We start from the raw sequence: 24,291 nt of genomic DNA, 5'->3' as shown, positions 1-24,291 counted from the left end.
GCAAATTCTTAACAAACGAGATGGGACACCCGTTCTCCATTCATATCTCTATCCAGATTACTCACCATCAATCCAGACCTGTTTAACCCAATGGGCTAAGCTTTCCCATTTTTCATCCGTGGGCCCGTTGTGCGACCAGAAATGCACTACTCCATCGCTGTCAACGCAAAAATAATCCCCGTTGCTTTCACATACTGGAACCCAATCTTTGGGAACGCCGTTCTCCCTAAGAAACAACAAAGCTTCAGAAAGCTCTGATGCAGAATCCTCACGCTCTGTAATTGTCAACAATTCATAATGTCTGAAAAATATATTTGAGACTCTAGACAATAGTGCTCTATGGTCCTTATGAATATTCACTCCATATTTCGCTTGAAATTTATCAATAATAAAATCACTAGGACACGGAGGTCTTAAAGCATTTTCCTTTGCAAGCATGACAACGCAGTCAATAGCACTACCTATACAATACATATTCACTTTATAAAATCCTTTGCCATGCTCTTCCAATACCAATTCTCACATAGCGCAAAAATTTATATATTATTATTATAATGAACACATCACAAACCTTACCTATTCAGTTTTTATAAATCTATGCAAATACTCTCAATTCAATCAGATTAAAAAATTTTATATTATCACCTACATCTTATATATGAAAACTTACCGAGCTTCATGCACACGAACCGCTTCACCGCTTTCTGCATTAATATCAAGCCACCACTGACTATGATCACTAACACGTTCAAAAATAGCTCTGAATACATTTGCCGACTTGGTGTATGGCTCTTCTATCCAAAGAAACTCACCGTCTTCACTTTTGCCATTTATAATCTGCACGTTAGGCAGTTGAAATCGTTGTGTTCCATTAGCATTAAAAACAAACATGGCATGCTTACCGGATTCATCATATCTACTTACCGCCACAAAACTCCCTCCAGCAACGATTTTCACCCACAATCCACAATCGTCACGAATAGAAATAGAATGAGATCCATTCCTCCATCTAACTTCAACAACTTTTTCATTACCTTCAAGCGCAATGACGTCTTCAATCGTCATTGCTTCATCTATGACTGTGCCATCACGACAAATCTCTATAAGCTGCGTAATTTTATTCATTTTATCTCACAGGCAAGAGCCTCGGCTTGCCAACCAGTTGCAGATTTCTGTCACCAACGAACTCCACTTGAGAACCTCCACCAGAGGCTGCTCCCAACGGGCCAACAATACCTCTATTGATGGTTTGTGGTGCAGTTGTTTTGACTGTTACCACATAAGACACATCTTCTTTAAATTCTGGGAGAATAGACAGTTGATTTCGGGCGTACGCTTGGTTTGGAACCGCTTCCGACGTAGCCCACCCTCCAAACCTAGCCCCCCCCCCTTTTTTCAAAGCCTCCAGTTGCCCCTTACTTACGACCATTAGCTCCAACACTTCCTTTGATACCACCGCCTGCGGCAACGGACATGCTGTCCGTATCCTGACGTATGGCACCGGTTGCGGACTCCACAGCCAGATCGCGCCCGGCATCCAGCGTAACATTGTTGCCGGCATGAACTTGTGCGCCTTCAATGCCGATATCCTGATCAGCCTTCATGCTTACGTCATTTCCGGCCGTGATGGTGGAAGTGACGGGAGTTTTGCCTTCTACGGTGCCATAAGCATATTCTGCATATGGGTGCTCTCAACCCTTATCGGGCGCATCCATATGCTGCGTGAAGTGCAGGGAGAGATGGGGGGGGGAGGGGGTTGCTTGGAAGGCCTATGGAACTTTGGGTGGAGCTTAGGGCAAGGGAATGAGGGAATATAGACATAGAGACTCAACTTAAGCACCCAGCTTTCCGCTGTTGCTAGCATATACCTATGCACCGTCAATACAGCCTCTCTGATGAGTTTTCAAATCCACAATTTATTACCAATACGAAGAAGGCCAAAGCATTTTAAGGCAAAAGAAAATCATCAAAAGCGGCAACGTAGTCCCAATAGGACAACCTTGCCACCACTGCTCAATGAGAGGGCGACACCGGAGACAACAGCGCCGTATAATTTCAGAAAAACAACCAACCGTGGACTATTCTAAACACCAATCGCCAAGCTCATCCTCACGAGGCCTACGAACAACACCAGCAAACTCTTTTTTAACAGCACCAAAAAGCAAAAAATTTCTACGAGCATCGAGCAAGATCATACCATTTGCCCCACTTATTACTTCAATATTGGTATGCACATTAGCACAATCATCTTGCCAAAAGCACACTGGACATATTTCGTAACTTGATCCAACCTCTTCATCAAACGTCATAAACCCGCAGCATGGACACTTACACTTCATAAAAATACCTATTGTCGCTTCCAATAATCAATCTAATCTATTGGCCTAAACATTGTCCTTGGAGAACCATCTTTACTAATTACAACAAACGGATTTGAAGATTCATGATACATCGAAGTATTTCCCTTAACATCTTTCTTCACCAAAGCACCAGCAGGGGCGTTAGAAACAAACAAATGCACCTTCTCAATATACGATTTTGCGTCAGACAGCTCGGGGAATTCTCCTTTATGTTTTTCCCAGTGCCCAAGGGCATTTTCAATGGCAGTTTTGCGACTTGTAGCGGACCACAGATTAGGCTTTTTGAGTAATTTTTCAACATCATTAGCAGCACCCAATAAATCGTCACCCTTGGCCACCAGTTCCCCACCAGCCCTAGCGACGACCCTCGCCCCAACAGTAGCCATGCCAACCCCGTGCAAGAGCTTGCCAATCTTTATTGCTACAACATTACCGGGGATGGCATCCGTTGCCAAGCCAGCTCCTATTTCAAGGACTTTAGCCTCCACCTTCTCTTGATCGTTCTCCGCAACCGCCGGAGCAAGCCCCCCATGCATTCACAGCAGTCACAACCCTATCCGCAACTTCCAGGGCTACAAGAGCTATGGCGATGGTCAATGTGACCAGTTCGTTATTGCGGGCCGCGTTCTTTCCTGTCATTGCGGCGACATCGCATATTCTGCATAGGGGTGCTCTCCACCCTTGTTAGGCGCATTCATATACTGCGTGAAGTATAGGAAGAGATGGGGGAATGATGGGCTGAAGGGAGTTTCGGTTTTTGCGTATTCCGAAGAACAGGAAGCAACGGCAAAAGAAAAGGCTGCCCACGTTAGGGCAGCCTTAAGCAATCAATAAATATAAGAACTTAAAAGCCTTCTCGCCTTCTACCTCTTCTGCAGGTGAATGCTTTTCATCCGCCTCACAGCTTCCACCAATACTTCTTCATTTGAAGGCTACTTATCGGTTTTAGCATCCTCTGTTTTCCCACGCCAAGCCTGATAGACCTTCACAAAAGCATTATTCACTCACCCCATAAATAAAAAACCACTCTCAATATATTTATTTGTTTCGACAAGCTGTGGCACAGCTTTGGACAGTGGTATATTAACAATATAGCGTTATAAGTACGATCAAACGGAGTTATCTTTGGAACACCTTCACATCCAACAATCAAAGAATTCAAAGATTCCTCTATAAATTGATCAAAATTATACCCATCAAGATACCCCCATATACTCCATACAAGTTTGACCAATCAGAGAACAATTGCTCTTTAGGAATTTGCTCTAAAGAAACACTATCCCCCCCCATGCTCCTGAGTCGTCTTAAGATCATCAATCTGGCCAATATTCTTAATTCAACTGGGAGATGGAAATGTAAGCATGGCTTCATAAACCGGCACAGTCTGCACCAGCTTGCCCTGATTGGCCTGAGAAAAAGACTCCTCAGGCTGAAACGCCAGCACAGCCAAGAAAACCCCAATACTCGCCAAACGAATTTTAACAGACATTCTATTCATACCACTTCCAAACACCCCTAAATTAATGGACCAAATCATCCTCACCGAATACCCTAAATCCGTTCTCAATCTTTATATTCTTCATCTGCTCAAGTATTATCTCCCGAGATTTTTCCGTGTCGGCACCATTCGAGGGGAAAGACTGACTTATGCAAACAAAGGTGTTACCCACACTGCCAATAAACACGTATCCATCGATCGGCTTCTCACCTGAACCGTAAAAAGAGAACAACCTTTTTCCTTCGGAACTCCATTCTAATTGCAGCGGAACACCTTCCCCATACTGCCCCATCACGCTATCCAGCAAGACACCATCAACACCACCAGCTTCATCTTTGGAATAACAAGATGATATAATCATGCTATACCCATCACCACCACGCCGTGGAACATACTTCACAACTATTCGACCAGGCTCTTCTTTATTATTCACAATAAAATCATCAAAATCTTCAGCACGCTGCGTCCACAAAGGCGTTGGACATGTCACTTTAGCACCATGCATATACATCACTTTACTATAGACAACTTTCTTGTAGCTCTTATTGAATATATCAGGAAGGTCATCACTGATAATGGCAGGACGATCAGCCTCTTGAGAAAAGTTAAACTCCATTCCATTCTCTTCCATATAGCGAACGCAACTCCAAAACCATTTCCGTTCTTCCCCTTTAAAATACTGCGACAGCTCATTGGCTTTGATCTCTGTGACAAACTTCACCATAGATCCTAAAGGTCCTTCTTTTTTAAAATCCACACCGGAGCCTAGCACAAAACGGGCAACCTCAAAATTGTGGGCGCTGATAAGGTCATCAACATATGGGTTTCCATATTTATCATAAAAATCGATTTCAGCTCCCGCATTATACAACAGCACAAACGCTTCGACATTATCCCTTGCGCTGGCATAATCAAGGGGCCTACTGCCATCTTCAGGATGAACCATGTTAGGGTTGCCGTTGCCTATTTCCAAAATCGCCTTCAGGTACTCTATTCCTAGCTCCGGAGCAAAGAGGGTACACCAAGCTATTAAGGATTTATCTTTGTCCCATGGAATATTCGGATCAGCTCCGCGCATCAACAGGTGCTTGAACCCCTCAATATTAGGATGAAGGGTAAGCCAAACAGGCAGGGTAACCCCATATGCACCTCGGGCATTTATATTTGCACCATTCTCTATCAGCGCATCAACTTTCTTTAAATCCCCTGCTACAGCGGCTTTTAGCAACTGCTGCTCCAGCGGCTGATTCGGAAACATCTCTTCCACACTCATACGATATAAAGGCTTATTTTGACCATCTTCCCCCGGCCCTCCGCTACATGCGCAGAGAATCAGAATGGCAAATAAAAGAGCTATATTACGCAGTGGCGATACAATCATACCCATTACTCCTCAGAAAAGGCGCGCTTTAGACCATCTATAAAATGTAGCCCACCGTTCTCAACATACACAACCTCGCCCCTTGTTGATGTGAAAGGAGATGCAATTATCTCTTGAGCAAGGTTTAACACATCAATGTCGCTAACATACGCCTTGGTCACTCTAGTCGCTTTCTCTATTGACCCGTCTAGCTTGCTGGCGGTCAACAAATGCAATCCGGCAGGGCAAAAAACAACTGCACGATCAATAACCCCGTTGAACTAGCTGCGGTTGCCAAGCCACCGCCAAGCGAATGCCCCGTAGCAATTAACGACCCGCCTTGACTTTTTACATAAGCTGAAAGCTCTTTCAACTCTCTGACAGCCCCCAGACGTTGATACTGCTCTCCCCCGCCGACCGCACCCTGAACAATATTTATTATCCAATCTTTGGCATCATCCGTGCCCCGGAACGCCAAAGCATACTCATTCGTTTTCTCATTATAAAACAGGCCGCTATACAGCCCCATCCTATCATCTTTAAACTCTGAAAGATCAACCTCGGGGATACCTTTATCACCAACCATCTTAAAAACACCGACTTGTTGACAGACTGTTGAATAAACATATTCGCTCAATTCAAGCATTACACCATCCGTTACTTTCTCAGTTGCAGTCACAGTTCTACGTGCAGCTAGTCGTAACAGCAAGGCAAACACCGCCGCACAGCGCATTATTCTCAGCAGCGTTCTTTCCCGTCGTTACGGTACCATCAGCATCTTCCGCATATGGGTGCCCTCAACCCTTATCAGGCGCATTCATATGCTGCGTGAAGTGTAGGGGGGGGATGTGGGAATGATGGAATGACGGGAGTTTCGGTTTTCGTAAGTTCCGGAGAGCAGGAAGAAACGGCAAAAGAAAAGGCTGCCACATGTGGCAGCCGAATTTCATTTTTTGTTACATCAGCACAGCAGTTAACCAACTCTGCATTTTAACCTTTTCTTTAAACTGTCCAAATGTTCTACACACCTTTTTCGCAACTCCATACTATTTATTGCATAGTCGTTCTCAAAACAGCTTTCGTCTGAACAATAACAATCTACATCAATAAATATGTCATCAACTATATCGTCATGAATATTTGAAGAATCCCTATCCGTTCGCCACATTTTCAAAAACTCTTTTTCAAACTCATCTCCAGTAATTCTCGACGAGATAAACACACCAAGCAACTGTATATATGCAGGTGTTGTATCAACTACCGCCATCACAAGCTTCCTCTTGATATAATATTCTCTATTTGTTTTTCATTTAATTTCCACCCACTAATAAACTCTCCACTCGATTTAGTCATCACGTTCACCCCAGTCTTTTTATTGAAATAATGCACGACGCTATCCCCCCTATAGCTTCCTTGTATCCTTAACACGTTTGGATCATTAATATGCCTAGCGATAACATCTTTATATTCAAGCATTTTTTGAGGATTAAAATTACCATCTATCCCAAAATCAACAGCGTGCTTAAATTTTTGCTGCAACTGTTTATCCGAAAAAGTTACAATCCGCTCAACAACCTCAACCGCCTCATCAACCTTCCCGCCAGCCTTGGCGACGACCTTCGCCCCAACAGTAGCCACGCCAAACCCGTGCAAGAGTTTGCCAATCTTTATTGTTACAACATTACCGGGGACGGCATCCGTTGCCAAGCCAACCCCTATTTCAAGGGCTTTGGCCTCCACCTTCTCTTGGTCATTCTCCGCAACTGCCTGAGCAAGCTCCCATGCATCCACTGCAATCATAGCCTTATCCGCAACTTCCAGAGCTACAAGAGCTATGGCGATGATCAATATGACCATTTCGTTATTGCGGGCCGCGTTCTTTCCTGTCATCGCGGCGGCATCAACATCTTTTCCTATCACCGCGGCAGCGATGCCAGCACTTAGAGCTGACAAATTGACTCCAAGCTCTTTCAAATGATGGGCTTCAGCTGCAAACTGCTCTCGAGTCATCCCTTTTAATCTGTCAGGACGGAGCTTCTCCTCAACATACTGAGAAAGATACAGCTCTGCGGTTGCCTCGCCGACCACAGCGCCAACGGCACCCGACACTCCGTCACCGCCAGTTGCCAAATCCATTCCGGCAACAAGAGCAGCGTGTGCGATGTAACGGCTTGCCTGATTAATGTCGCCATTTTTGTACGCCGCACCAATTTCCGTCGCCATCACCTCACCAATCTCCGAAACAACAGCTCCCTGAATGCCGGAAAGCAGATTCTGCCCAATATCACCACCATTGATGGCAGTATCTACAGCACCGGAGATAGTGCCGTGGACAACACCTTCCGTAATCGCTGAAGGCAGGTTGCTTACGACATTGGAGACATGGTCCGAGATTGTCGCCGCCTTGTCAGCGGCGCTGGCAACCTCCGGCTTGAAGAAAGTGGCATCCACACCGCAATGATGGAAGCGGCGAGGTCGGAGGTGGCAAGGGAACGCATGGCGCGCTCAGACATCAAATCCTTGAACACGCCTCCGAGGTCACCCTTGTTATTTGCAAGGCTGATGGCAGCCTGAGAGCAAAAAGAACAAAAAATGAAAAGGCGGCCCACAATGGGGCTGCCGATTAGTCATTATACCGGAGATGGCGGGGACAGGTAGATACCGTCTCTGTATATTCAATCTTCTTCAGGAAACAATTCACCAATCGTTTCGTTGATTGGCTCAAGCAATCCGATACGCGCTCAACTATTCGGACACAAAAAACCATAAGCCTGTACGCAGCAGGTTACAATTCAAAGCGCTCAGAGACACCGCCTTATCGCAATACTAAGAGAATAACCTTGGCACCCAATCCAAACTTTCCATCGAGTGTCAACTCAATAAAAACGTGACTATTTTCTCCAGCAATCTAATCACATTATTGATAGCGCCAGACACCATAAAATACTACTGCCTGCGCCTTCAAACACATCAGAAGCAGAATCCGACTCAATGACATATTTATGCATTACTTCTTATCATAGATAATTTTGCAAGGCCCTTTTTCTGTTGTGACAATGTGATAACTATAAGCAAGCTTATTTCTTCTACTACGCGCCTGATAGTGTATTCAATATTATAATTGTCAACATCCTGTCAAAATCTTTGTAAATAATGTGGTTTATCTCCAAAGCCGCAGTTAGATATCAACTTCGCCTGGTCTCACAAGACAATCTCACACTTATCACCAACCTTAACCGCAGCCGGGCTAATCGTCAGGGAACATTTCTTCAAATTTCTCAGAAAACTCTGCAGCCATTCCCAAGAATAAGCGACAGCTATCTGGGTGGAGATACACCCCCATCCTCCTTAATGGATATCGAACGGGATATAATTCGCAATAGCCACACTCCAAATCACTTTCCATTGCTTTTCTTATCAATTCAACACCAAGGCCGATCATTGCATCTCGCGTCATATCAAGAAAAACAAAACAATTATCCTTATTTTCAACAGGTACGCCAGCCACTGTCACGCTAACTTTCAAAATATTATCATCATTCTTATCAAACACCTCATCCTCTTGACGATCTAAAGAAAAATTGAAATCCATATCTACTTACTCCACTTTACGACAGGTTTGCTATTTTCAATAAAAACATGCGCATTTGACTTAGGAGAGCAACGACCTTTTCTATCAAGAAGATGTATCTCAATATTGTAATGGTCGATTTTTTGACCTCTAGGCTTCAAAGGATGCGCCTTATCTCCAAAATCGCGCCTAACTATCAGCTTTGACAGGTCATCCAAGACAATTTCGTACTGATCACCAACCTTTTCAGACTTTTTAAGGAGTTTTGACAATAAATTTGGATTATTTTCAATTGCAGAGGCAACGTTATCGGCAATCTTCTCCGGATTGGCAACACGAATGACCTCCTTTGCAACCTTCCGCCCATCAGCAACTTTCTCCGTCGTCGACAACACCCGTTTGACCTTAGTAATCCCAGCGGAGATATCGGGGCTACATCACCAAAAGACAACAGGCGGCAACGTGTGACCTCTGCGCATGAGAAGGAAGCGATCCTTGAAGAGCCAGAGCTGCGGACAAACACGCGTGGTGGATGACTCGTTTTGCGTTCCTTACAGTGTGCCGTGCGAGCGAAGCGTTTTTATTGGAATGGAGGAACGTAACGTCAACGAACATTATCTTTGAGGGGACAAAAAATTCGGAAACACGGAAGATTCCTCTCCCAGACCATCTGGCAGATTTGCTCGCTGAAATTCCTCGTGGAAATTCCACGGCTCCAGTCTTTGTTAAGACTGACGGCAAGCCCTATAGGGAAGCTCCTTCGGCCTTTGCAACCACGGTCAAGGCGCTTGGCTTAAATGAAGGGCGCACACCGCTCGACAGGACAACATTCCATTCGGCACGCCGTTGCTACGGAATTGGCAAAATCTCTGAATTTACGTTCGCTGATGGATGTAATGGGCTGGAGAGTTCCCGCAATGGCCCTACGTCACATGCATGGCAATGAAGACGCAACGCGGTCTGCGCTTGAAATGCTTGGACAGACCAAGGGGGGCGACTCCGCCTCCGGCATCAGCAAAACAAATATTAAGGACCATTATGGATATAATAATGACATGATATATACCCGCAATAACAATGTGAAAACAGTATTTAACGACTTTAAAGGAATGAAAGTTTTACCATCACATCTCTAACAACTATAGCAACATACATGCAATCTCATCCATAAAGAGAGCGTATGCCACGCAATGTAGTTAATTCTACGCTCTCCTCCTATCTACATGCACAGATGTGTGTTATCATATCCCGAAACAAGACAATACAACATCCGCAACATCCGCAAATACATTTACAATATCTCCTGCACCGGCTGGCATATATTCCTTCCAATTCCGCAACGCCAGGGCGTCCAGAGCTCATCACATAATTTCACTGCCCTTGTACTGTCGATCTGTCTTTTCTCGAATTTGAACCGCCATAATGAGTACGAAGTTCGCCCCGTTTTCTATAACAGGAGGCAGCAATGGATATCCGCAATGCGATCCTTTACAAAGTATCTCATGCATGGTCCCGGCTACGCGGAGGAAGCAGCAAAGAAGAAGCTCCCTTACGGTCGGATCTGTTCAGCTCGGAAAGAATGCAGCAACATGGTAGATTTCTTGCCCATTCGCACAAACTGGCGAAGGGGAGATCTCAAAATCAGCTGCTTGTGCGGCTTGCCGAAAATGAAACATTCCTTCAAGGCGTACACACTCAACTGACGAATGACGTGAAAGCGGACCATCGGCTCTCTCCGGCCGGAGAATGGCTGCTGGACAATTTCTATGTGATTGAGGATCAAATCCGCACCGCCCGCCAGCATTTTCCAAAAGGGTACAGCCGCGAGCTGCCCTGTCTGGCCAACGGCCCTTCCGCCAAGTTACCGCGAGTGTATGATCTCGCCCTCGAAAGCATCTCTCATCGTGACGGACAGGTGGACCCGGAAAGCCTGAAAGGAATGGTGGATGCATATCAGTCCGTCAGCCCTTTGAAGTTAGGCGAACTCTGGGCTATCCCGATCATGCTCCGCCTTGCACTCATCGAAAACCTGCGCCGAGTGGCCGCCCGTATTGCCAGTCAAAGACTCGAACGCAATCATGCCGCGTTCTGGTCCGACAAAATGCTCCAAGTGGCCGCCAGTCATCCGCAGGAGCTCATTCTGACCATTGCCGACATGGCCAGCTCCAACCCCCCCATGGATAGTTCGTTTGTAGCAGAGCTCTCGCGCCGGCTTCACGGTCAAGGTCAAGCTCTGGCCCTACCGCTTACATGGATTGAACAACGGCTGTCCGAATCCGGCCTGACCATCACTCAGATGGTGGAGCTGGAAAGTCAGCGGCAATCCGTTGATCAGGTCACTATGAGCAACAGTATCGGCAGCTTGAGATTCCTTGGCATCATGGATTGGCGCGAGTTTGTTGAAGCCACAAGCATCGTCGAGAGCATCCTCAGAGAAGACCCGGCCGGAGTGCATGGCGCAATGGATTTTGTAACGCGTGACCGCTATCGTCACGTTGTGGAAGAAACGGCCAAAACAAGCCCGTTATCAGAGGCCGAAGTGGCACGCATAGCCATCAACCTGGCTCGGGAATGCGCGACCGGAGATGGCATCAATACCTTGGCCGCTCACGTGGGGTTCCATCTCATTTCCAACGGGGTGGCGCATTTCAAAAAAACGGTACATGCGAGCGAACCACCCATTCTATCGCTGCGTGCACTGGGGAACCGGTTTCCTCTGTTGCTCTATGGCGGGGGAGTACTACTTCTCACGATACTTTTCACCGGAGGCTTTGCGTTCAAGGCGCAGGCTGATGGACTGCAGGAGTGGGAGCTGGCATTGCTGTGCCTGCTCGCTCTGATATGCACCAGCCATCCTGCGGTGGCCCTGGCGAATTGGCTTACGACCATGTTGACCACCCCGCAGCCTCTCCCGCGCCTTGATTTCTCCAAGGGCATTCCTGAAAACCGGCGAACCCTCATTGTGGTTCCCGCCATGCTCACGAGCACCGCGGCGGTTGAGGAGCTGATCAAAGCTCTGGAGGTCCGCTTCCTTGGAAACCGTGACAAGTATCTGCATTTCGGACTTCTCACAGACTTTACCGATGCAGATGAACAAACACTCCCCGGGGATGCCCTTCTGCTGTCTCAGGCCCGACAGGGCATAGAGGAGCTGAACAAGAAATATAACACCCCGACAGAAGACCTGTTTTATCTATTCCATAGGCCACGCCGCTTTAATGCCCGGGAACAGAGATGGATGGGATATGAACGCAAGCGAGGCAAACTTGCAGACCTGAACAGACTGCTACGTGGCGGCGATTCTTCACCCTTTGCCTTGATTCTCGGAAACACAACATTATTACACGATGTTGCATACGTTATCACCTTAGACACCGATACCCACATGGGGCGGGATTGCGCCCGGCAGCTCGTGGGTACCATGGCCCACCCGTTAAACCGTCCGCAATACGGCTCTGACAGGCTGCGTGTAACCGGCGGCTACGGCATCCTGCAACCGCGTATTGCAGCCAGTCTGGCTGGTATCGGCAGGTCTCGATATGCAAGGATGTGCGCCAGCGAGATAGGCATAGACCCATACACCCGCACCGTCTCAGACGTGTATCAGGACTTGTTCGGAGAAGGTTCGTTCATAGGCAAAGGCATTTACGACGTCGACGCCTTTGAGCACACTCTTGGGGACAGCTTCCCGGAAAATCGAATCCTGAGTCATGACCTTCTGGAAGGCTGTTATGCCCGATCCGGACTCTTGAGTGACGTGCAATTGTTTGAGCCCCCGCCCGTCAGCTACATGGCGGATGTGAGCCGCAGGGCACGATGGATTCGTGGCGACTGGCAGATTGCACGCTGGTTGTTGCCCGGCATCCCCGCTAAAGATGGCCGCTCCCGGAAGAATCCAATTACGCTCCTTTCCCGCTGGAAGATCATGGACAACTTACGGCGCAGCCTGACCGCCGCGTCGCTGACCCTGCTTCTGTTGTACGGTTGGACCATCGCCGCTTCTCCATGGTTCTGGACACTGGCAGGGTGCGGCATCATTCTGCTGCCCTCAATCATCACGAGTTTGCAGAATGTTCTGCATAAACCTGCGGACATACCCTTCCGAGAGCACCTCTCAAGCGCAGTACTTCTGCTTCCCAAACACTTCGCGCAGGCCACGTTCACACTGATCTGCCTGCCTTATGAGTCCTTCTACAGCCTCTCTGCCGTGGGAAACACTCTCTGGCGGCTTGTGATCACCCATAAAGGCCTTCTGGAGTGGGAGCCGGCAAGCGGAGACAGAACCGGCACCGGCACAACCCTGCTCAGTGTATACCGGAGCATGTGGATAGGCCCCATCCTGGCGACAACACTGGCCCTCTTTCTTGCCACGACCGTACCGTCCTCCCTTTTGGTAGCCGGTCCGGTGCTTATCCTGTGGTTCATTTCGCCGATACTCGCATGGTGGCTGAGCCTGCCGTTTTCTCCCCCTGAAGAAAAGCTTACAGACCTTCAGAGTACGTTTTTACGTAAACTTGCCCGCAGTACCTGGCGTTTTTTCGAAACTTTTGTTGGCCCCAAAGACCACTTCCTGCCTCCTGACAATTATCAGGAGCAGCCCGTAGCTGTTATCGCACACCGTACATCCCCCACCAATATGGGGCTGGCGCTTCTTGCAAATCTTACCGCATACGACTTCGGATTTATCTCGTGCGGACGCCTGCTGGATCGCACCATGCAAGCGTTTAAAACCATGAGCCAACTGGAACGACATGAGGGCCATTTCTTCAACTGGTATGACACCATTACCCTGAAGCCCTTGTCGCCTCGCTACGTTTCCACCGTTGATTCCGGCAATCTGGCAGGTCACATCATGACCCTGCGTGCGGGGTTGCTCTCCCTGCCCAACGACAGGATCATCACTCCGGGGCTGTTCGAAAGCTTGAAAGATGCCTTAGAGCTGGCAATGGAAAGCTCACAAACCATTCCCCCGAATCCGCTGCCGGCCAATACACCCGCATTGCTGTCCGCGCTGTGCCGGGAAATGGATGCAGTCATACAAGCTCCGCCCCACACACTGGGAGCATCCCGACGATGTCTGGAACGACTCGCTGCTTCTGCAACGGAGGTAAACACCACCCTGAATAACGAAGCTCCCGACAGTTCAGTCCACTGGTGGCTCAGCGCCTTTATCGCGCAATGCCATGACTATCTGGAGGAACTGGACATGCTGACACCATGGTGTGCCCACGTTCAAGAACTCCCGGATAGCCTCGCTTTTTTGGATGAAATTCCGACCTTGAAAGAACTGGTTGCGCTACAAACAAAATTCAACCCTACCATAACCGCAAGCCACGATATCGATCTTACCGGGTTGAACAGCCTGGTCCAGGCTGCCAGCCTGCAGGCAAAATCCAGAATCGCCACCCTTACCACCCTTGCCGATCTTTGCGACTCTCTGACCCAGATGGAATATGAATTCCTCTATGATGAAGCGCGGCGCCTGCTGACCATCGGTTACAATGTTGATGAATGCCGCAAAGACCAGAGCTGTTATGATCTGCTGGCCTCGGAAGCGCGCTTCGCCACATTCGTGGGCATTGCCCAGGGACGGCTGCCGCAGGAAAGCTGGTTTGCCCTGGGACGCTTGCTCACCACTGCCGGAGGTGGACCGACGTTGCTCTCTTGGAGCGGGTCCATGTTCGAATATCTGATGCCGAATCTGGTCATGCCGAGTTATCCGAATACCCTGCTCGACCAGACCTGCAAGGCTGCTGTGACTCGACAAATTGAATATGGGAAAAAGAAGGGCGTGCCCTGGGGTATCTCAGAATGCGGCTATAACGCCATAGACATACACCAGAACTATCAATATCGGGCATTTGGCGTCCCCGGGCTGGGACTCAAGCGCGGCCTTACCGAAGACTTGGTCATAGCGCCCTATGCCACCGTTCTGGCCCTTCTGGTTTTCCCGCAGGAAGCATGCAGAAATCTGATGCTGCTGACCGACAAAGGGCTCTATGCCAGCTACGGATTTTACGAGGCAATCGACTTTACTCCCATGCGCTTGCCTCACGGGCGTGCGAGCGCCGTAGTCCAATCTTTCATGGCACATCATCAGGGCATGAGCTTTCTGGCTCTGGCCGGAGTACTGCTTAATCATCCGATGCAACGACGCTTCGAGTCAGAGGCCCAATTCCAGGCCACACTCCCGCTACTGCAGGAGAGCATTCCCAAGGCAGCTGCATTCTATGCGCACACCACCGAACTGGCCGAAAGGGATCTCACCACTGAACCGGCAGAAACGCCCATACGGTTTTACAACACCCCGGACACTCCTACCCCCCAGGTTCATCTGCTCTCCAACGGCCGCTACCATGTCATGATTACAACTTCAGGCAGCGGCTATAGCCGCTGTGAGGATCTGGCCCTGACCCGCTGGCGCGAAGACCCTACCTGTGATGACCGGGGCACGTTCTGCTACCTGCGTGACGTGGACAGTGGTACATTCTGGTCCACCACACATCAGCCGACACGAACTCCCGCCAAACAGTTCGAGGTGGTCTTCTCGGAAGGCAAAGCCGAATTCCAACGCCGCGACCACGGCTATGGCTCACATACCGAAATCGCCGTTTCTCCCGAGGACGACATAGAGTTGCGACGCGTACGCATCACCAACCATACCCGTACGCGCCGTTTCATAGATGTGACCAGCTACACGGAAGTAGTGCTGACAACGCAAGCAGCGGATGAACTGCATCCGGCTTTCAGCAACCTTTTTGTGCAAACCGAAATCCTCCGTGACAACAGGGCGATCCTCTGCACACGCAGGCCCCGGTCGCAGGACGAAGTGCCCCCCTTCATGCTGCACATGATGACTGTCCGGGGTGAAGTGATCGGGGAGGCATCTTATGAGACAGACCGCATGCGTTTCATCGGTCGAGGCAACACGACTGCCGACCCCCAGGCTCTCAACGGAAGGAATTCGGGGTATTCAGCCACACTCTCCGGCAGCGAGGGATCTGTACTCGACCCCGTCGCGGCCATTCGCCAGCGAGTAGTTCTCAACCCGGGCGAATTTGTAACCATAGACATGATCTACGGTATTTCAAACACCCGCGGAACGGCTCTGGAGCTGGTGAATAAATATCAGGACAGGCGTATGGCCGACCGGGTCTTTGACCTTGCCTGGACTCACAGCCAGGTACAGCTGCGCCAGTTGAATGCCTCTGAAGCAGAAGCAAAACTCTACGGCAGGCTGGCAGGTTCAATCATTTACACCAATGCTGCTCTACGGGCCCAAACGGAAGATCTTATCAAAAATCACCGGGGCCAGTCCGGACTTTGGGGCTATTCCATTTCCGGCGATCTGCCCATCGTGCTGCTGAAGATTGAAAGTCCTGCCAACATTGAGCTGGTGCGGCAAATGGTGCAAGCCCATACGTATTGGAAACTCAAGGGACTGACGGTGGACCTCGTTATCTGGAATGAAGACCATGAAGGATACAGGCAGTCCCTCCACGACGAAATAATGGGACTTATAGCCGCAGATAATAAAACCGGACTGAACGACCAGCGCGGGGGGATATTCGTCCGCTCTGCTGACCGTATAGCCGAGGAAGATCGAATCCTCTTCCATACAGTGGCCCGTATCATCATCTCCGATACTCTGGGGACGCTGGAAGAACAGATTGACGGCAGAATATTGCCCGCTCCTCCAACGCCGCTTCTCAATCCGGTGCGCGCACTTCGGGCCCCGCCTCCTGCCGTGGCTCCCTTACCCCGCAGAGATTTGATCTTTAACAACGGGTTGGGAGGCTTTACACCGGACGGCAATGAATATGTCATTTCCACGGGCTCCGACCAGGTTACGCCCACTCCATGGGTCAACGTGCTTGCGAATCCCGGTTTTGGAAGTGTCATATCTGAAAGCGGCATGGCCAGTACATGGAGCGAGAACGCACACGAATTCAGACTGACCCCCTGGAACAACGACCCCGTCAGTGATTTTCGTGGTGAAGCCTTCTACATCAGAGACGAAGAGCGCGGCCACTTCTGGTCGCCAACGCCGTTACCGTGCCGTGGCACCACGCCTTACGCCACCCGTCATGGCTTCGGTTACAGCGTCTTTGAACATGTGGAACGAGGTATCGCTTCCGAGCTTTGGGTATACGTGGCACTCGACGCTCCCGTAAAATTTGCAGTGCTGAAGATGCGCAACGAATCGGGCCACTCCCGCAAAATGTCGGCCACCGGCTATGTCGAATGGGTGCTAGGCGATCTGCGCAGCAAGACCGCAGGGTATGTGATTACCGAGGTAGATCCGGACAGCGGCGCACTCTTTGCCCGCAACCCATACAATACAGAATTCAGCGATCGGACCGCTTTTATTGATGTGGATGAGAGTATACGCACCATAAGTGGCGACCGTCTGGAATTTCTGGGACGCGGTGGCACGCTCAAGTCGCCGGCAGCCATGACTCGCACGCGACTTTCAGGCAGGGTGGGTGCCGCTCTGGACCCCTGCGGGGCAATTCAGGTGGCCTTTACCATCGATCCCGGTCAAGAGCGCGAAATTGTCTTCAGGCTCGGCATCGGGCGGGATACGGAGGAAGCCAGACGTCTGGTGCATCGCTACCGTGGCCCTCAGGCTGCGCAAGCAGCCCTGGACAAGGTTTGGCAACATTGGTCGCATACGCTGGGAACAGTTCATGTGGAAACTCCGGATCGGGCTTTCAACATCTTGGCAAACGGCTGGATGCTCTACCAAACTCTTGCCTGTCGACTTTGGGCGCGCGGCGCCACCTATCAATCCGGTGGTGCGTTCGGTTTCCGTGACCAGCTACAGGATGTTATGGCCCTCATCCATACCCAGCCGCAACTCGTTCGCGACCATTTGCTGCTCTGTGCCAGCCGGCAATTTGAGGAGGGCGACGTTCAACACTGGTGGCACCCCCCGACAGGCCGCGGAGTGCGAACCAAATGCTCGGACGATTATCTCTGGCTGCCGCTCGCTGTATCCCGCTATATCCATGCCACCGGAGACACCGGAGTGCTGGACGAACCCGTTGGTTTTCTTCAGGGCAGAGCACTGAAATCAGACGAGGACTCCTACTATGACCTGCCCGCACTGTCAGGTGAAGTGGCCAGCCTGTATGAACACTGCAGCCGGTCCATAAAACACGGACTGCGCTTTGGTGCCCACGGCCTGCCCCTTATAGGATCAGGTGACTGGAACGACGGCATGGACCTTGTCGGAAGGCTGGGGAGTGGCGAAAGCGTGTGGATGGGCTTTTTCCTCTTTGAAGTGCTCACACAGTTCACCGATATTGCCCGAATCTACGGTGATGCCCTGTTTGCAGAGCGCTGCACAGAACAGGCGGAGGAACTACGCCGCACTATCGAGGCCAACGGATGGGACGGAAAATGGTATCGGCGAGCGTACTTTGATGACGGGACGCCGCTCGGCTCTTCGTCAAATGAGGAGTGCCAGATTGATTCCATTGCCCAAAGCTGGTCAGTGCTCTCCGGAGCCGGAGATGCAGAACGCTCACGTCAGGCCATGGATGCCGTGGACCAGTGGCTGGTTCGCCGCAAGAGCGGATTGGTACAGCTGCTGGATCCGCCTTTTGACGTGTCTCCACTCAATCCCGGGTACATCAAAGGCTATGCACCCGGAGTGCGAGAAAACGGCGGACAATACACACATGCTGCCATATGGACAGCCATGGCTTTTGCCAAGCTGGGCGACAGCAGTCGGGCATGGGAAATTTTCAACATTATCAATCCCATAAACCACACAAGCTCAGCAGAAAAAAACGCCATTTACAAAGTGGAGCCGTACGTCATGGCAGCAGATGTCTATGCGGTACCGCCTCATATCGGCCGCGGCGGCTGGACGTGGTACACAGGGTCTGCCGCGTGGATGTATCGATTGATGGTGGAGTCACTTCTCGGGCTCAGGCTTGAAGTGGATAGACTGCGCTTTGTACCCAGACTCCCGCCGGAATGGAAAGATTTCACCATGCACTACCGGTACAGGGAAACAATGTTTCACATCCGGGTTGTTCAGCTCCCCGGAAAAATCGGAGGCGTCAGCGTTGAACTCGACAGTGAGCCACAGCCGGACGGCTGCATCCCCCTGTCGGATGATCACAAAGAGCACTGGGCAGAGGTGCGGGTAACAATCCCCGAAGACAGTGCCCCCCGGCCCTAGACACCTCAATTCTGGAAGGCCCATGCTGCCTGGAGTGCAGAGTCACAGCCTGCGGCAGTATGGGTCTCCTTCCACCGGGTCATCACCGGAGGCCGGTCACCCGCGTCGGCACTGCTCACATCTTTGCCGGCACGTTCTGCAGCTTGCCCGGATCACCATTACCCGTAAACGGAGAATCGCTGTATGAAACCTCTACTTTTCAGATCTCCCGGAAACGGGAAAATCTCCGCCCTCCATGACTCTTTCGGAGCCCCAGTACCTCAGGGTTTTATCCGGAAACTCCGGAAGTTCAATTTTCAAGAGTTCGCTTGGCAGAGACAATTACGGGGGTATTGTGGTAACAATAGTTCAAGTCCGTCAACTGACGGTGATCATCCGAAGAATAATCCTTGGCAACATACTCCTTTGATACTTTTTCAAATATTCTCGGTAAGTTCTAGGCCTGACACGGTGCGCAAACTTCGGAGAAAAGGAGTGAGAAAAAATGGTTGAGACTCGGATGAGACAACGTGCCAAGGAAGTCCTGCATGGGCATGCAAAGGATCTTGAGCAGTTTTCCCGCTATGATCTGGAGGCATTGCTTCAGGAAGTCAGTACGCTTCACACTGAGTTGAAAGCGCAAAATGCCGAGCTTAAGCTGGCAGAACTTCAGACGGAGATGAATCGCAAACGGTTTGAAGATCTCTACGAATTTTCGCCTGTCGGGCATGTAACAAGCGATGCACGAGGGGTAATTTCCGAGGTAAACAATGCGGTTTGCGCCATACTTGGGTGCCAACGCAAGGAGCTTATAGGCAAGGTCCTCAGCAGTTTCATGGACCGGCAGGACGCAGACAAACTGTACTTGATCATCCGGGAGTCTTTGAACGCCGGATACCCTTCCGAAAGCGAGGTGCACCTCCTGTCGAAGCAGGGTACACGGATCGCTGTCCTTCTGAAATGCTTGGTCCGGAAGGGTGAAGACGGTTCAGTCATAGCCGAAATGGCGCTCACTGACGTTTCTCTAATGAAAATGACTACGAAGGCTTTGGCCCGTAGTGAGGAAAACTACCGCACCCTGTTCGAGAAGGCCGATGAGGGCATCATCATTCTCATGGGGACACGCTTGCGCCTGATGAACCCCCGGGCCGAGGAGGTCCTGGGGTATTCACATAACACTCTGGCGATGCAGTCATTCATGAAGATCATTCTTCCCGAGGATCGAAAGCTCGTGGCCGAAGCCTATCGAGCAGGTAAACCCGGAAGCAGGCTGGTTTTCCGTATCATATGCAGAGACCGACGGGTACGGTGGATAGAAGCACACGGAGCATCCTTTACCTGGGAAGACTCTTTAGCCAGCCTGATTTTTCTGACTGACATCAGCGGGCGCAAAGAAATGGAGGATCAGCTGCAGCGGGCTAAAATTGCAGCCGATGCCGCCAATAACGCCAAAAGCCAGTTTCTGGCCAACATGAGCCACGAGATCCGCACCCCCATTGCCACAATCGTCGGGGTGTCCGAGATGCTTTTGGACACCCCTCTCCCCACGGAGGTGCGCGAAAATCTCCTGAGCATTCAAAATGCGGCGGAATCCTTGCTGCGCCTGATCGGGGACATCCTTGATCTTTCAAAAATCGAGGCTCAGAAGCTGGAGCTGCACCCCGAGAATTTCGACCTCCACGCGGCTCTGGAAAAAAACGTCAGTGCCTTCGCTGTAGAGGCCCAACGACGGGGGCTGAAGCTTGCTTTAAGCGTGGCCCCCGACTGCCCCCGTTTTCTGTGCGGGGACCAGGGCCGGTTGGATCAAGTTCTCCAGAATCTGCTGTGGAACGCATTAAAGTTCACACCCAACGGTCATATCGACCTGAAGATTTCCCAACTTCCGCACTCTGGCCCAGAGGTTAAGCTCAGATTTGTGGTCGCAGATACTGGCATTGGCATCGCCTCGGCAGACATTCCGACGCTGTTTCAGGAGTTCAACCAGCTGGACAGCTCTATAGGTAAACAGGTCGGGGGAACCGGCCTGGGGTTGGCCATTTCCAAGCGGCTGGTGGAAATGATGGGGGGAACCATCGGTGTAGAGAGCCGGCTCAGGCACGGGAGCAGATTCCATTTCACGTCATTATTCGGCACCTTCCAACCTGTTGCCCCGGAGCAAGGCAAGGCCTTGGTTGAGTCCCCGATCCGCGCTTTGCGTATACTTGTGGCCGAGGATAGCGAACCGGTCCGCAAAGTTCTGCTCCATTTTCTTACCGAGGCAGGGCACAAGGCAGTCGGCGTGAGAAATGGCCAAGAGGCTCTGGATGCACTGGCCGCCGCCCCCTTTGATTGCGTGCTCATGGACGTGAACATGCCTGGCATGGACGGTGTCGAAGCCACCCGACGTATCCGGTCATCCACTGCCGGCCCTATCGATCCCCGCATACCCATTTGGGCGCTTACGGCCTATGCCATGGAGGGCGACAGAGAGCAATTCCTCAGCGCGGGCATGGATGACTACCTGACAAAACCGGTCGCCCGGGACAAGCTTTTAATCGCAATCTCCCGGCTGGCAAACCGCATCACCGCCTCCCCCACACATTTCACACACCCCGCAGATGTAATAGCTGCCCCCACGGTACGCACGGAGCAGGCTCTGGACTTAGGGGTGCTTCAGGAATCCTTCCCTGAGCAATTCCTCGAAGAACTATTCCGAGTGACCTTAGACTCCCTTGAAGAGCAGGTGAAGGGCCTCACGCACGCCCTTGCGCAGGGAGAGCTTAATCAGGCGGCCTCCCGCGCCCATTCACTGATAGGATGCTCGGGGCCCGTACAAGCGCACCCCCTTCTGCGCTGCTCACAGGAAATGCAACGGCATTTAGTTGACCAGGATTTAGCTTTAGCCCGGCAGTGTCTGCCCCGCCTTCTGGCCGAGGCCTCACGGTTAACCGGGATCCTGCAATCCTATCTGAAACGCATCGGTCCCTCCCAGAAGGCTCAATCGCCTGCTGAGCCTATACAGTGAATATTCAGGGAGAAGAACGCGCATGATCCGGGTGCTCATTATAGACGACGAACAAGCCATCTGTATGATTCTGACAGAAATGGTGCGTTCAGCAGGGTATGAGGCCTACGCCGTAAACACTCTTGCAAAAGGACTGGAACTGGCCCGCAGAGAGGATTTCGACCTGGTGTATCTGGATGTGGCTTTGCCCGACGGGAACGGACTTAGTGCATTAGCGCACTTTGTGAATCTGGACTCCAACCCCGAAGTGGTCATCATTACCGGAGCTAGCGACCCTAAGGGTGCGGATCTGGCCATCCGCAGTGGTGCATGGGACTACATCGACAAAGGTCAGTCACCTCTGGATATCCGCCTCTCTTTCCGGCAAGCGCTGGAATACCGTAACACCAAAATGAATCTTCTACCGGCCAAGCGAGACCGGATTGTGGGTTCCAGCCCCAAGCTTACTCAATGCATTCAGCATATGGCCAAGGCAGCGCGCAGCAGTGCTAACGTCCTCATTTATGGCGAAACCGGGGTAGGCAAAGACCTGTTCGCCCACGCATTGCACGAAAACAGCGCCCGGGCGGGCAAGCCATTCGTCGTTGTCGACTGCGCTGCGCTTCAGGATAGCCTTGCCGTGAGCGAACTCTACGGGCACCGCAAAGGCTCCTTTTCCGGGGCCACTGAAACAGTGCCGGGGCTTGTTCTACAGGCGCACGGAGGCACGTTGTTCCTTGACGAGATCGGCGAACTCGACTTGAAAACGCAGAAGAAATTCCTTCGCGTTCTGGAGAATCGAACCTTTCGCGCTCTGGGGGGGGCACATGAGCAGCACAGTGACTTTCGCCTGGTCTGTGCAAGCAACCGTGACCTCGTTGCCATGGTTGCCGACAACTTGTTCAGAGAGGATCTTCTGTTTCGCGTCCGCGCCATTACCCTTGAATTGCCGCCATTGCGGGAGCATCTCCAGGACCTGCCGGAGCTCGTGGAATATTTTCTGGTGCGGACCTGCCGCGCCAACAGACTCCCTCTCACGTCTCTATCTGCAGACCTGATGCAGATGTTGGGCGAGCATTTCTGGCCAGGCAATGTGCGTGAATTGTCTCAGGTCATCGAGGCTCTGGTAGCTGCAGGACATACGGCTGATGAGCTGACACCTCGGCATTTGCCCATCGATTTGCGGGCCCTTTTCGCCCGTTCCAAGGCGGCAGGATACGAGAATATCCCGGTTCCTCCCTTCCGCCTTTCCCCGCCAGGCCCGTGGAAGGCGTTCCACGACAAAGCCATAATCACAGCCGAAAAGACGTATTTCCGCGACCTGATGCGGTTCTGCGCCGGTGATTTTCAGCAGGCCAAAGCCATTTCCGGACTTAGCCAGGCCCGCCTCTACAGCCTGCTTAAGAAGCACGGATTGCGCGCCAAAGAATAGCTCCTTTCTCCCTCCAAGTTCCTCACTACCTGTTTTATTACATCCAAGGAATTCTCGCTTTATTGTTCTTATGAAGCGGGAAATTCAACGTGCGTGGTACATTGCAAGACAAAAACCTCCATTATTCCAGTGGATATGGATAATCATTTTGAGGCACGGATATTGTAATTGCCTTTATGAATCAGCGGTACTCCTCCAGCCAGCCCGCTGAGTTAAAAAGACAAGAGCATTAACAACATACGTCGAAATGATTCTCAACGAAGGATCTACAGACTCTTCAAGCGCACTTTACAAAGAATCCATTGTTGCACCTACCCAAAACGTAAAGAAGCAACAGCTCAAACAATAGCGTCAATTGCGAAGGATGCCCATTGGGCCGCTATTACGGGCATCTGAAAATCAGAAGGATGTGAAAGTGACCGGAAGTGATTGGAAATAGAAGAATTGGCAAGGCACGGAATGAAAAGCTTGGCGTTGAAGAGCCAAACTCAACGGGTTCATGATGCCGAATGATCCAAAAGGCACTGGCATAAACCGTTTGACAGTACGCTTTTTCACTGCCTCAAGCCGCCAGGCCGTAATGCCGCGCCGAGCCGTGTAGATATGCGCTTAAGGCAAGCAGGGCATAGCAATGCCCTGCTCCTGTGGATTTGCAATGGATGGAAATGGAAAGGAGAGAGTGATGAACAAAGATCAAGTTAAAGGTCGCGCCAAAGAAGTGAGCGGCAAGATTCAGGAATCCTATGCCAATCTCGTGGATGACGAGAAGATGAAAATCAAAGGCAAGATCAAAAAAAATGCGGGCAAGGTACAGGCTGCCTATGGTGACGCCCAAAGCGACATAAAGGAAAATAGCTAGCCTAACACAGCCGGGGGGCGAACTCCCCGGCTGCCACCGGGGACAGCACGGGAG

Annotated in this window: 17 protein-coding genes and 2 pseudogenes; 6 read left to right on the top strand and 13 right to left on the bottom strand. The window is 50.8% G+C overall.

Annotation, left to right across the window (positions count from 1 at the left end; all coding sequences use genetic code 11):
* Positions 1-57 precede the first annotated feature (57 nt).
* The 13 genes and pseudogenes from HUV30_RS17275 to HUV30_RS17215 form a co-directional block, all read right to left on the bottom strand.
* A complete protein-coding gene (locus HUV30_RS17275; protein ID WP_174406744.1) occupies positions 58-510 on the bottom strand; it encodes an SMI1/KNR4 family protein in 453 nt (150 codons plus the stop codon).
* A 156-nt stretch (positions 511-666) separates the two neighbouring features.
* Positions 667-1,125 carry a hypothetical protein gene (locus tag HUV30_RS17270; protein ID WP_174406743.1) on the bottom strand — a complete coding sequence of 153 codons (459 nt, stop codon included), beginning with the start codon at positions 1,123-1,125 and terminating at the stop codon, positions 667-669.
* A 290-nt stretch (positions 1,126-1,415) separates the two neighbouring features.
* Positions 1,416-1,646: pseudogene (locus HUV30_RS17265) on the bottom strand (hemagglutinin repeat-containing protein); the annotation flags it as partial.
* Positions 1,647-2,078: 432 nt separating this feature from the next.
* Complete coding sequence (locus HUV30_RS17260; protein WP_174406957.1) at positions 2,079-2,339, bottom strand: CPCC family cysteine-rich protein; 261 nt, start codon at positions 2,337-2,339, stop codon at positions 2,079-2,081.
* Positions 2,340-2,371: 32 nt separating this feature from the next.
* Positions 2,372-2,815: a hypothetical protein gene (locus HUV30_RS17255; RefSeq protein WP_174406742.1), complete on the bottom strand. Its 444-nt coding sequence runs from the start codon at positions 2,813-2,815 to the stop codon at positions 2,372-2,374.
* A gap of 881 nt (positions 2,816-3,696) precedes the next feature.
* Positions 3,697-3,858 carry a hypothetical protein gene (locus tag HUV30_RS17250; protein ID WP_174406741.1) on the bottom strand — a complete coding sequence of 54 codons (162 nt, stop codon included), beginning with the start codon at positions 3,856-3,858 and terminating at the stop codon, positions 3,697-3,699.
* Positions 3,859-3,880: 22 nt separating this feature from the next.
* Entirely contained in the window at positions 3,881-5,239 is a 1,359-nt protein-coding gene (locus tag HUV30_RS17245) for an ankyrin repeat domain-containing protein (protein WP_174406740.1), read from the bottom strand.
* Between the two features lie 202 nt (positions 5,240-5,441).
* Positions 5,442-5,864 carry a Tle-like phospholipase domain-containing protein gene (locus HUV30_RS17240; RefSeq protein WP_174406739.1) on the bottom strand — a complete coding sequence of 141 codons (423 nt, stop codon included), beginning with the start codon at positions 5,862-5,864 and terminating at the stop codon, positions 5,442-5,444.
* A gap of 327 nt (positions 5,865-6,191) precedes the next feature.
* On the bottom strand, positions 6,192-6,485 hold the full coding sequence (locus HUV30_RS17235) for a colicin immunity domain-containing protein (RefSeq protein WP_174406738.1): 294 nt from the start codon (positions 6,483-6,485) through the stop codon (positions 6,192-6,194).
* The gene (locus HUV30_RS18495) at positions 6,485-7,669 is read right to left on the bottom strand and encodes a colicin D domain-containing protein (RefSeq protein ID WP_174406737.1); all 1,185 of its coding nucleotides are present in this window, start codon (positions 7,667-7,669) and stop codon (positions 6,485-6,487) included. The genes HUV30_RS17235 and HUV30_RS18495 overlap by 1 nt, the downstream gene beginning before the upstream one ends.
* Positions 7,585-7,827 carry a DUF637 domain-containing protein gene (locus HUV30_RS18560; protein ID WP_174406736.1) on the bottom strand — a complete coding sequence of 81 codons (243 nt, stop codon included), beginning with the start codon at positions 7,825-7,827 and terminating at the stop codon, positions 7,585-7,587. The genes HUV30_RS18495 and HUV30_RS18560 overlap by 85 nt, the downstream gene beginning before the upstream one ends.
* A gap of 638 nt (positions 7,828-8,465) precedes the next feature.
* Positions 8,466-8,810, bottom strand: a complete 345-nt coding sequence (locus HUV30_RS17220; protein WP_174406735.1) for a hypothetical protein — start codon at positions 8,808-8,810, stop codon at positions 8,466-8,468.
* Between the two features lie 2 nt (positions 8,811-8,812).
* Positions 8,813-9,184 carry a hypothetical protein gene (locus tag HUV30_RS17215; RefSeq protein WP_174406734.1) on the bottom strand — a complete coding sequence of 124 codons (372 nt, stop codon included), beginning with the start codon at positions 9,182-9,184 and terminating at the stop codon, positions 8,813-8,815.
* 137 nt (positions 9,185-9,321) lie between these two features.
* Here HUV30_RS17215 and HUV30_RS18555 point away from each other — a divergent pair.
* From HUV30_RS18555 to HUV30_RS17190, 6 genes and pseudogenes are all read left to right on the top strand, one after another.
* Positions 9,322-9,576 (top strand): annotated as a pseudogene (locus HUV30_RS18555) (site-specific integrase); the annotation flags it as partial.
* A gap of 10 nt (positions 9,577-9,586) precedes the next feature.
* Positions 9,587-9,925, top strand: a complete 339-nt coding sequence (locus HUV30_RS18420; protein WP_243452233.1) for a hypothetical protein — start codon at positions 9,587-9,589, stop codon at positions 9,923-9,925.
* 329 nt (positions 9,926-10,254) lie between these two features.
* On the top strand, positions 10,255-18,984 hold the full coding sequence (locus tag HUV30_RS17205; protein WP_174406732.1) for a glycoside hydrolase family 94 protein: 8,730 nt from the start codon (positions 10,255-10,257) through the stop codon (positions 18,982-18,984).
* A gap of 484 nt (positions 18,985-19,468) precedes the next feature.
* Entirely contained in the window at positions 19,469-21,967 is a 2,499-nt protein-coding gene (locus tag HUV30_RS17200) for a PAS domain-containing hybrid sensor histidine kinase/response regulator (RefSeq protein WP_174406731.1), read from the top strand.
* A gap of 22 nt (positions 21,968-21,989) precedes the next feature.
* On the top strand, positions 21,990-23,378 hold the full coding sequence (locus HUV30_RS17195; RefSeq protein WP_174406730.1) for a sigma-54-dependent transcriptional regulator: 1,389 nt from the start codon (positions 21,990-21,992) through the stop codon (positions 23,376-23,378).
* 682 nt (positions 23,379-24,060) lie between these two features.
* Positions 24,061-24,237 carry a CsbD family protein gene (locus HUV30_RS17190; RefSeq protein WP_174406729.1) on the top strand — a complete coding sequence of 59 codons (177 nt, stop codon included), beginning with the start codon at positions 24,061-24,063 and terminating at the stop codon, positions 24,235-24,237.
* Positions 24,238-24,291 lie beyond the last annotated feature (54 nt).

This window comes from Desulfovibrio subterraneus (assembly GCF_013340285.1).
In the GTDB taxonomy this organism is placed as follows: Bacteria; Desulfobacterota; Desulfovibrionia; order Desulfovibrionales; family Desulfovibrionaceae; genus Halodesulfovibrio; species Halodesulfovibrio subterraneus.
Note: the sequence above shows the minus strand (reverse complement) of the source record. Positions and strands in the feature narration are given on the sequence as shown.

Coding starts and splice junctions, on each gene's coding strand:
- HUV30_RS17260 (WP_174406957.1), bottom strand. CDS start 2,339: ATGAAGTGTAAGTGTCCATGCTGCGGGTTTATGACGTTTGATGAAGAG.
- HUV30_RS17195 (WP_174406730.1), top strand. CDS start 21,990: ATGATCCGGGTGCTCATTATAGACGACGAACAAGCCATCTGTATGATT.
- HUV30_RS18420 (WP_243452233.1), top strand. CDS start 9,587: ATGAAGGGCGCACACCGCTCGACAGGACAACATTCCATTCGGCACGCC.
- HUV30_RS17220 (WP_174406735.1), bottom strand. CDS start 8,810: ATGGATTTCAATTTTTCTTTAGATCGTCAAGAGGATGAGGTGTTTGAT.
- HUV30_RS17190 (WP_174406729.1), top strand. CDS start 24,061: ATGAACAAAGATCAAGTTAAAGGTCGCGCCAAAGAAGTGAGCGGCAAG.
- HUV30_RS17270 (WP_174406743.1), bottom strand. CDS start 1,125: ATGAATAAAATTACGCAGCTTATAGAGATTTGTCGTGATGGCACAGTC.
- HUV30_RS17245 (WP_174406740.1), bottom strand. CDS start 5,239: ATGATTGTATCGCCACTGCGTAATATAGCTCTTTTATTTGCCATTCTG.
- HUV30_RS17235 (WP_174406738.1), bottom strand. CDS start 6,485: ATGGCGGTAGTTGATACAACACCTGCATATATACAGTTGCTTGGTGTG.
- HUV30_RS17200 (WP_174406731.1), top strand. CDS start 19,469: ATGGTTGAGACTCGGATGAGACAACGTGCCAAGGAAGTCCTGCATGGG.
- HUV30_RS17240 (WP_174406739.1), bottom strand. CDS start 5,864: ATGCTTGAATTGAGCGAATATGTTTATTCAACAGTCTGTCAACAAGTC.
- HUV30_RS17250 (WP_174406741.1), bottom strand. CDS start 3,858: ATGAATAGAATGTCTGTTAAAATTCGTTTGGCGAGTATTGGGGTTTTC.
- HUV30_RS17205 (WP_174406732.1), top strand. CDS start 10,255: ATGGATATCCGCAATGCGATCCTTTACAAAGTATCTCATGCATGGTCC.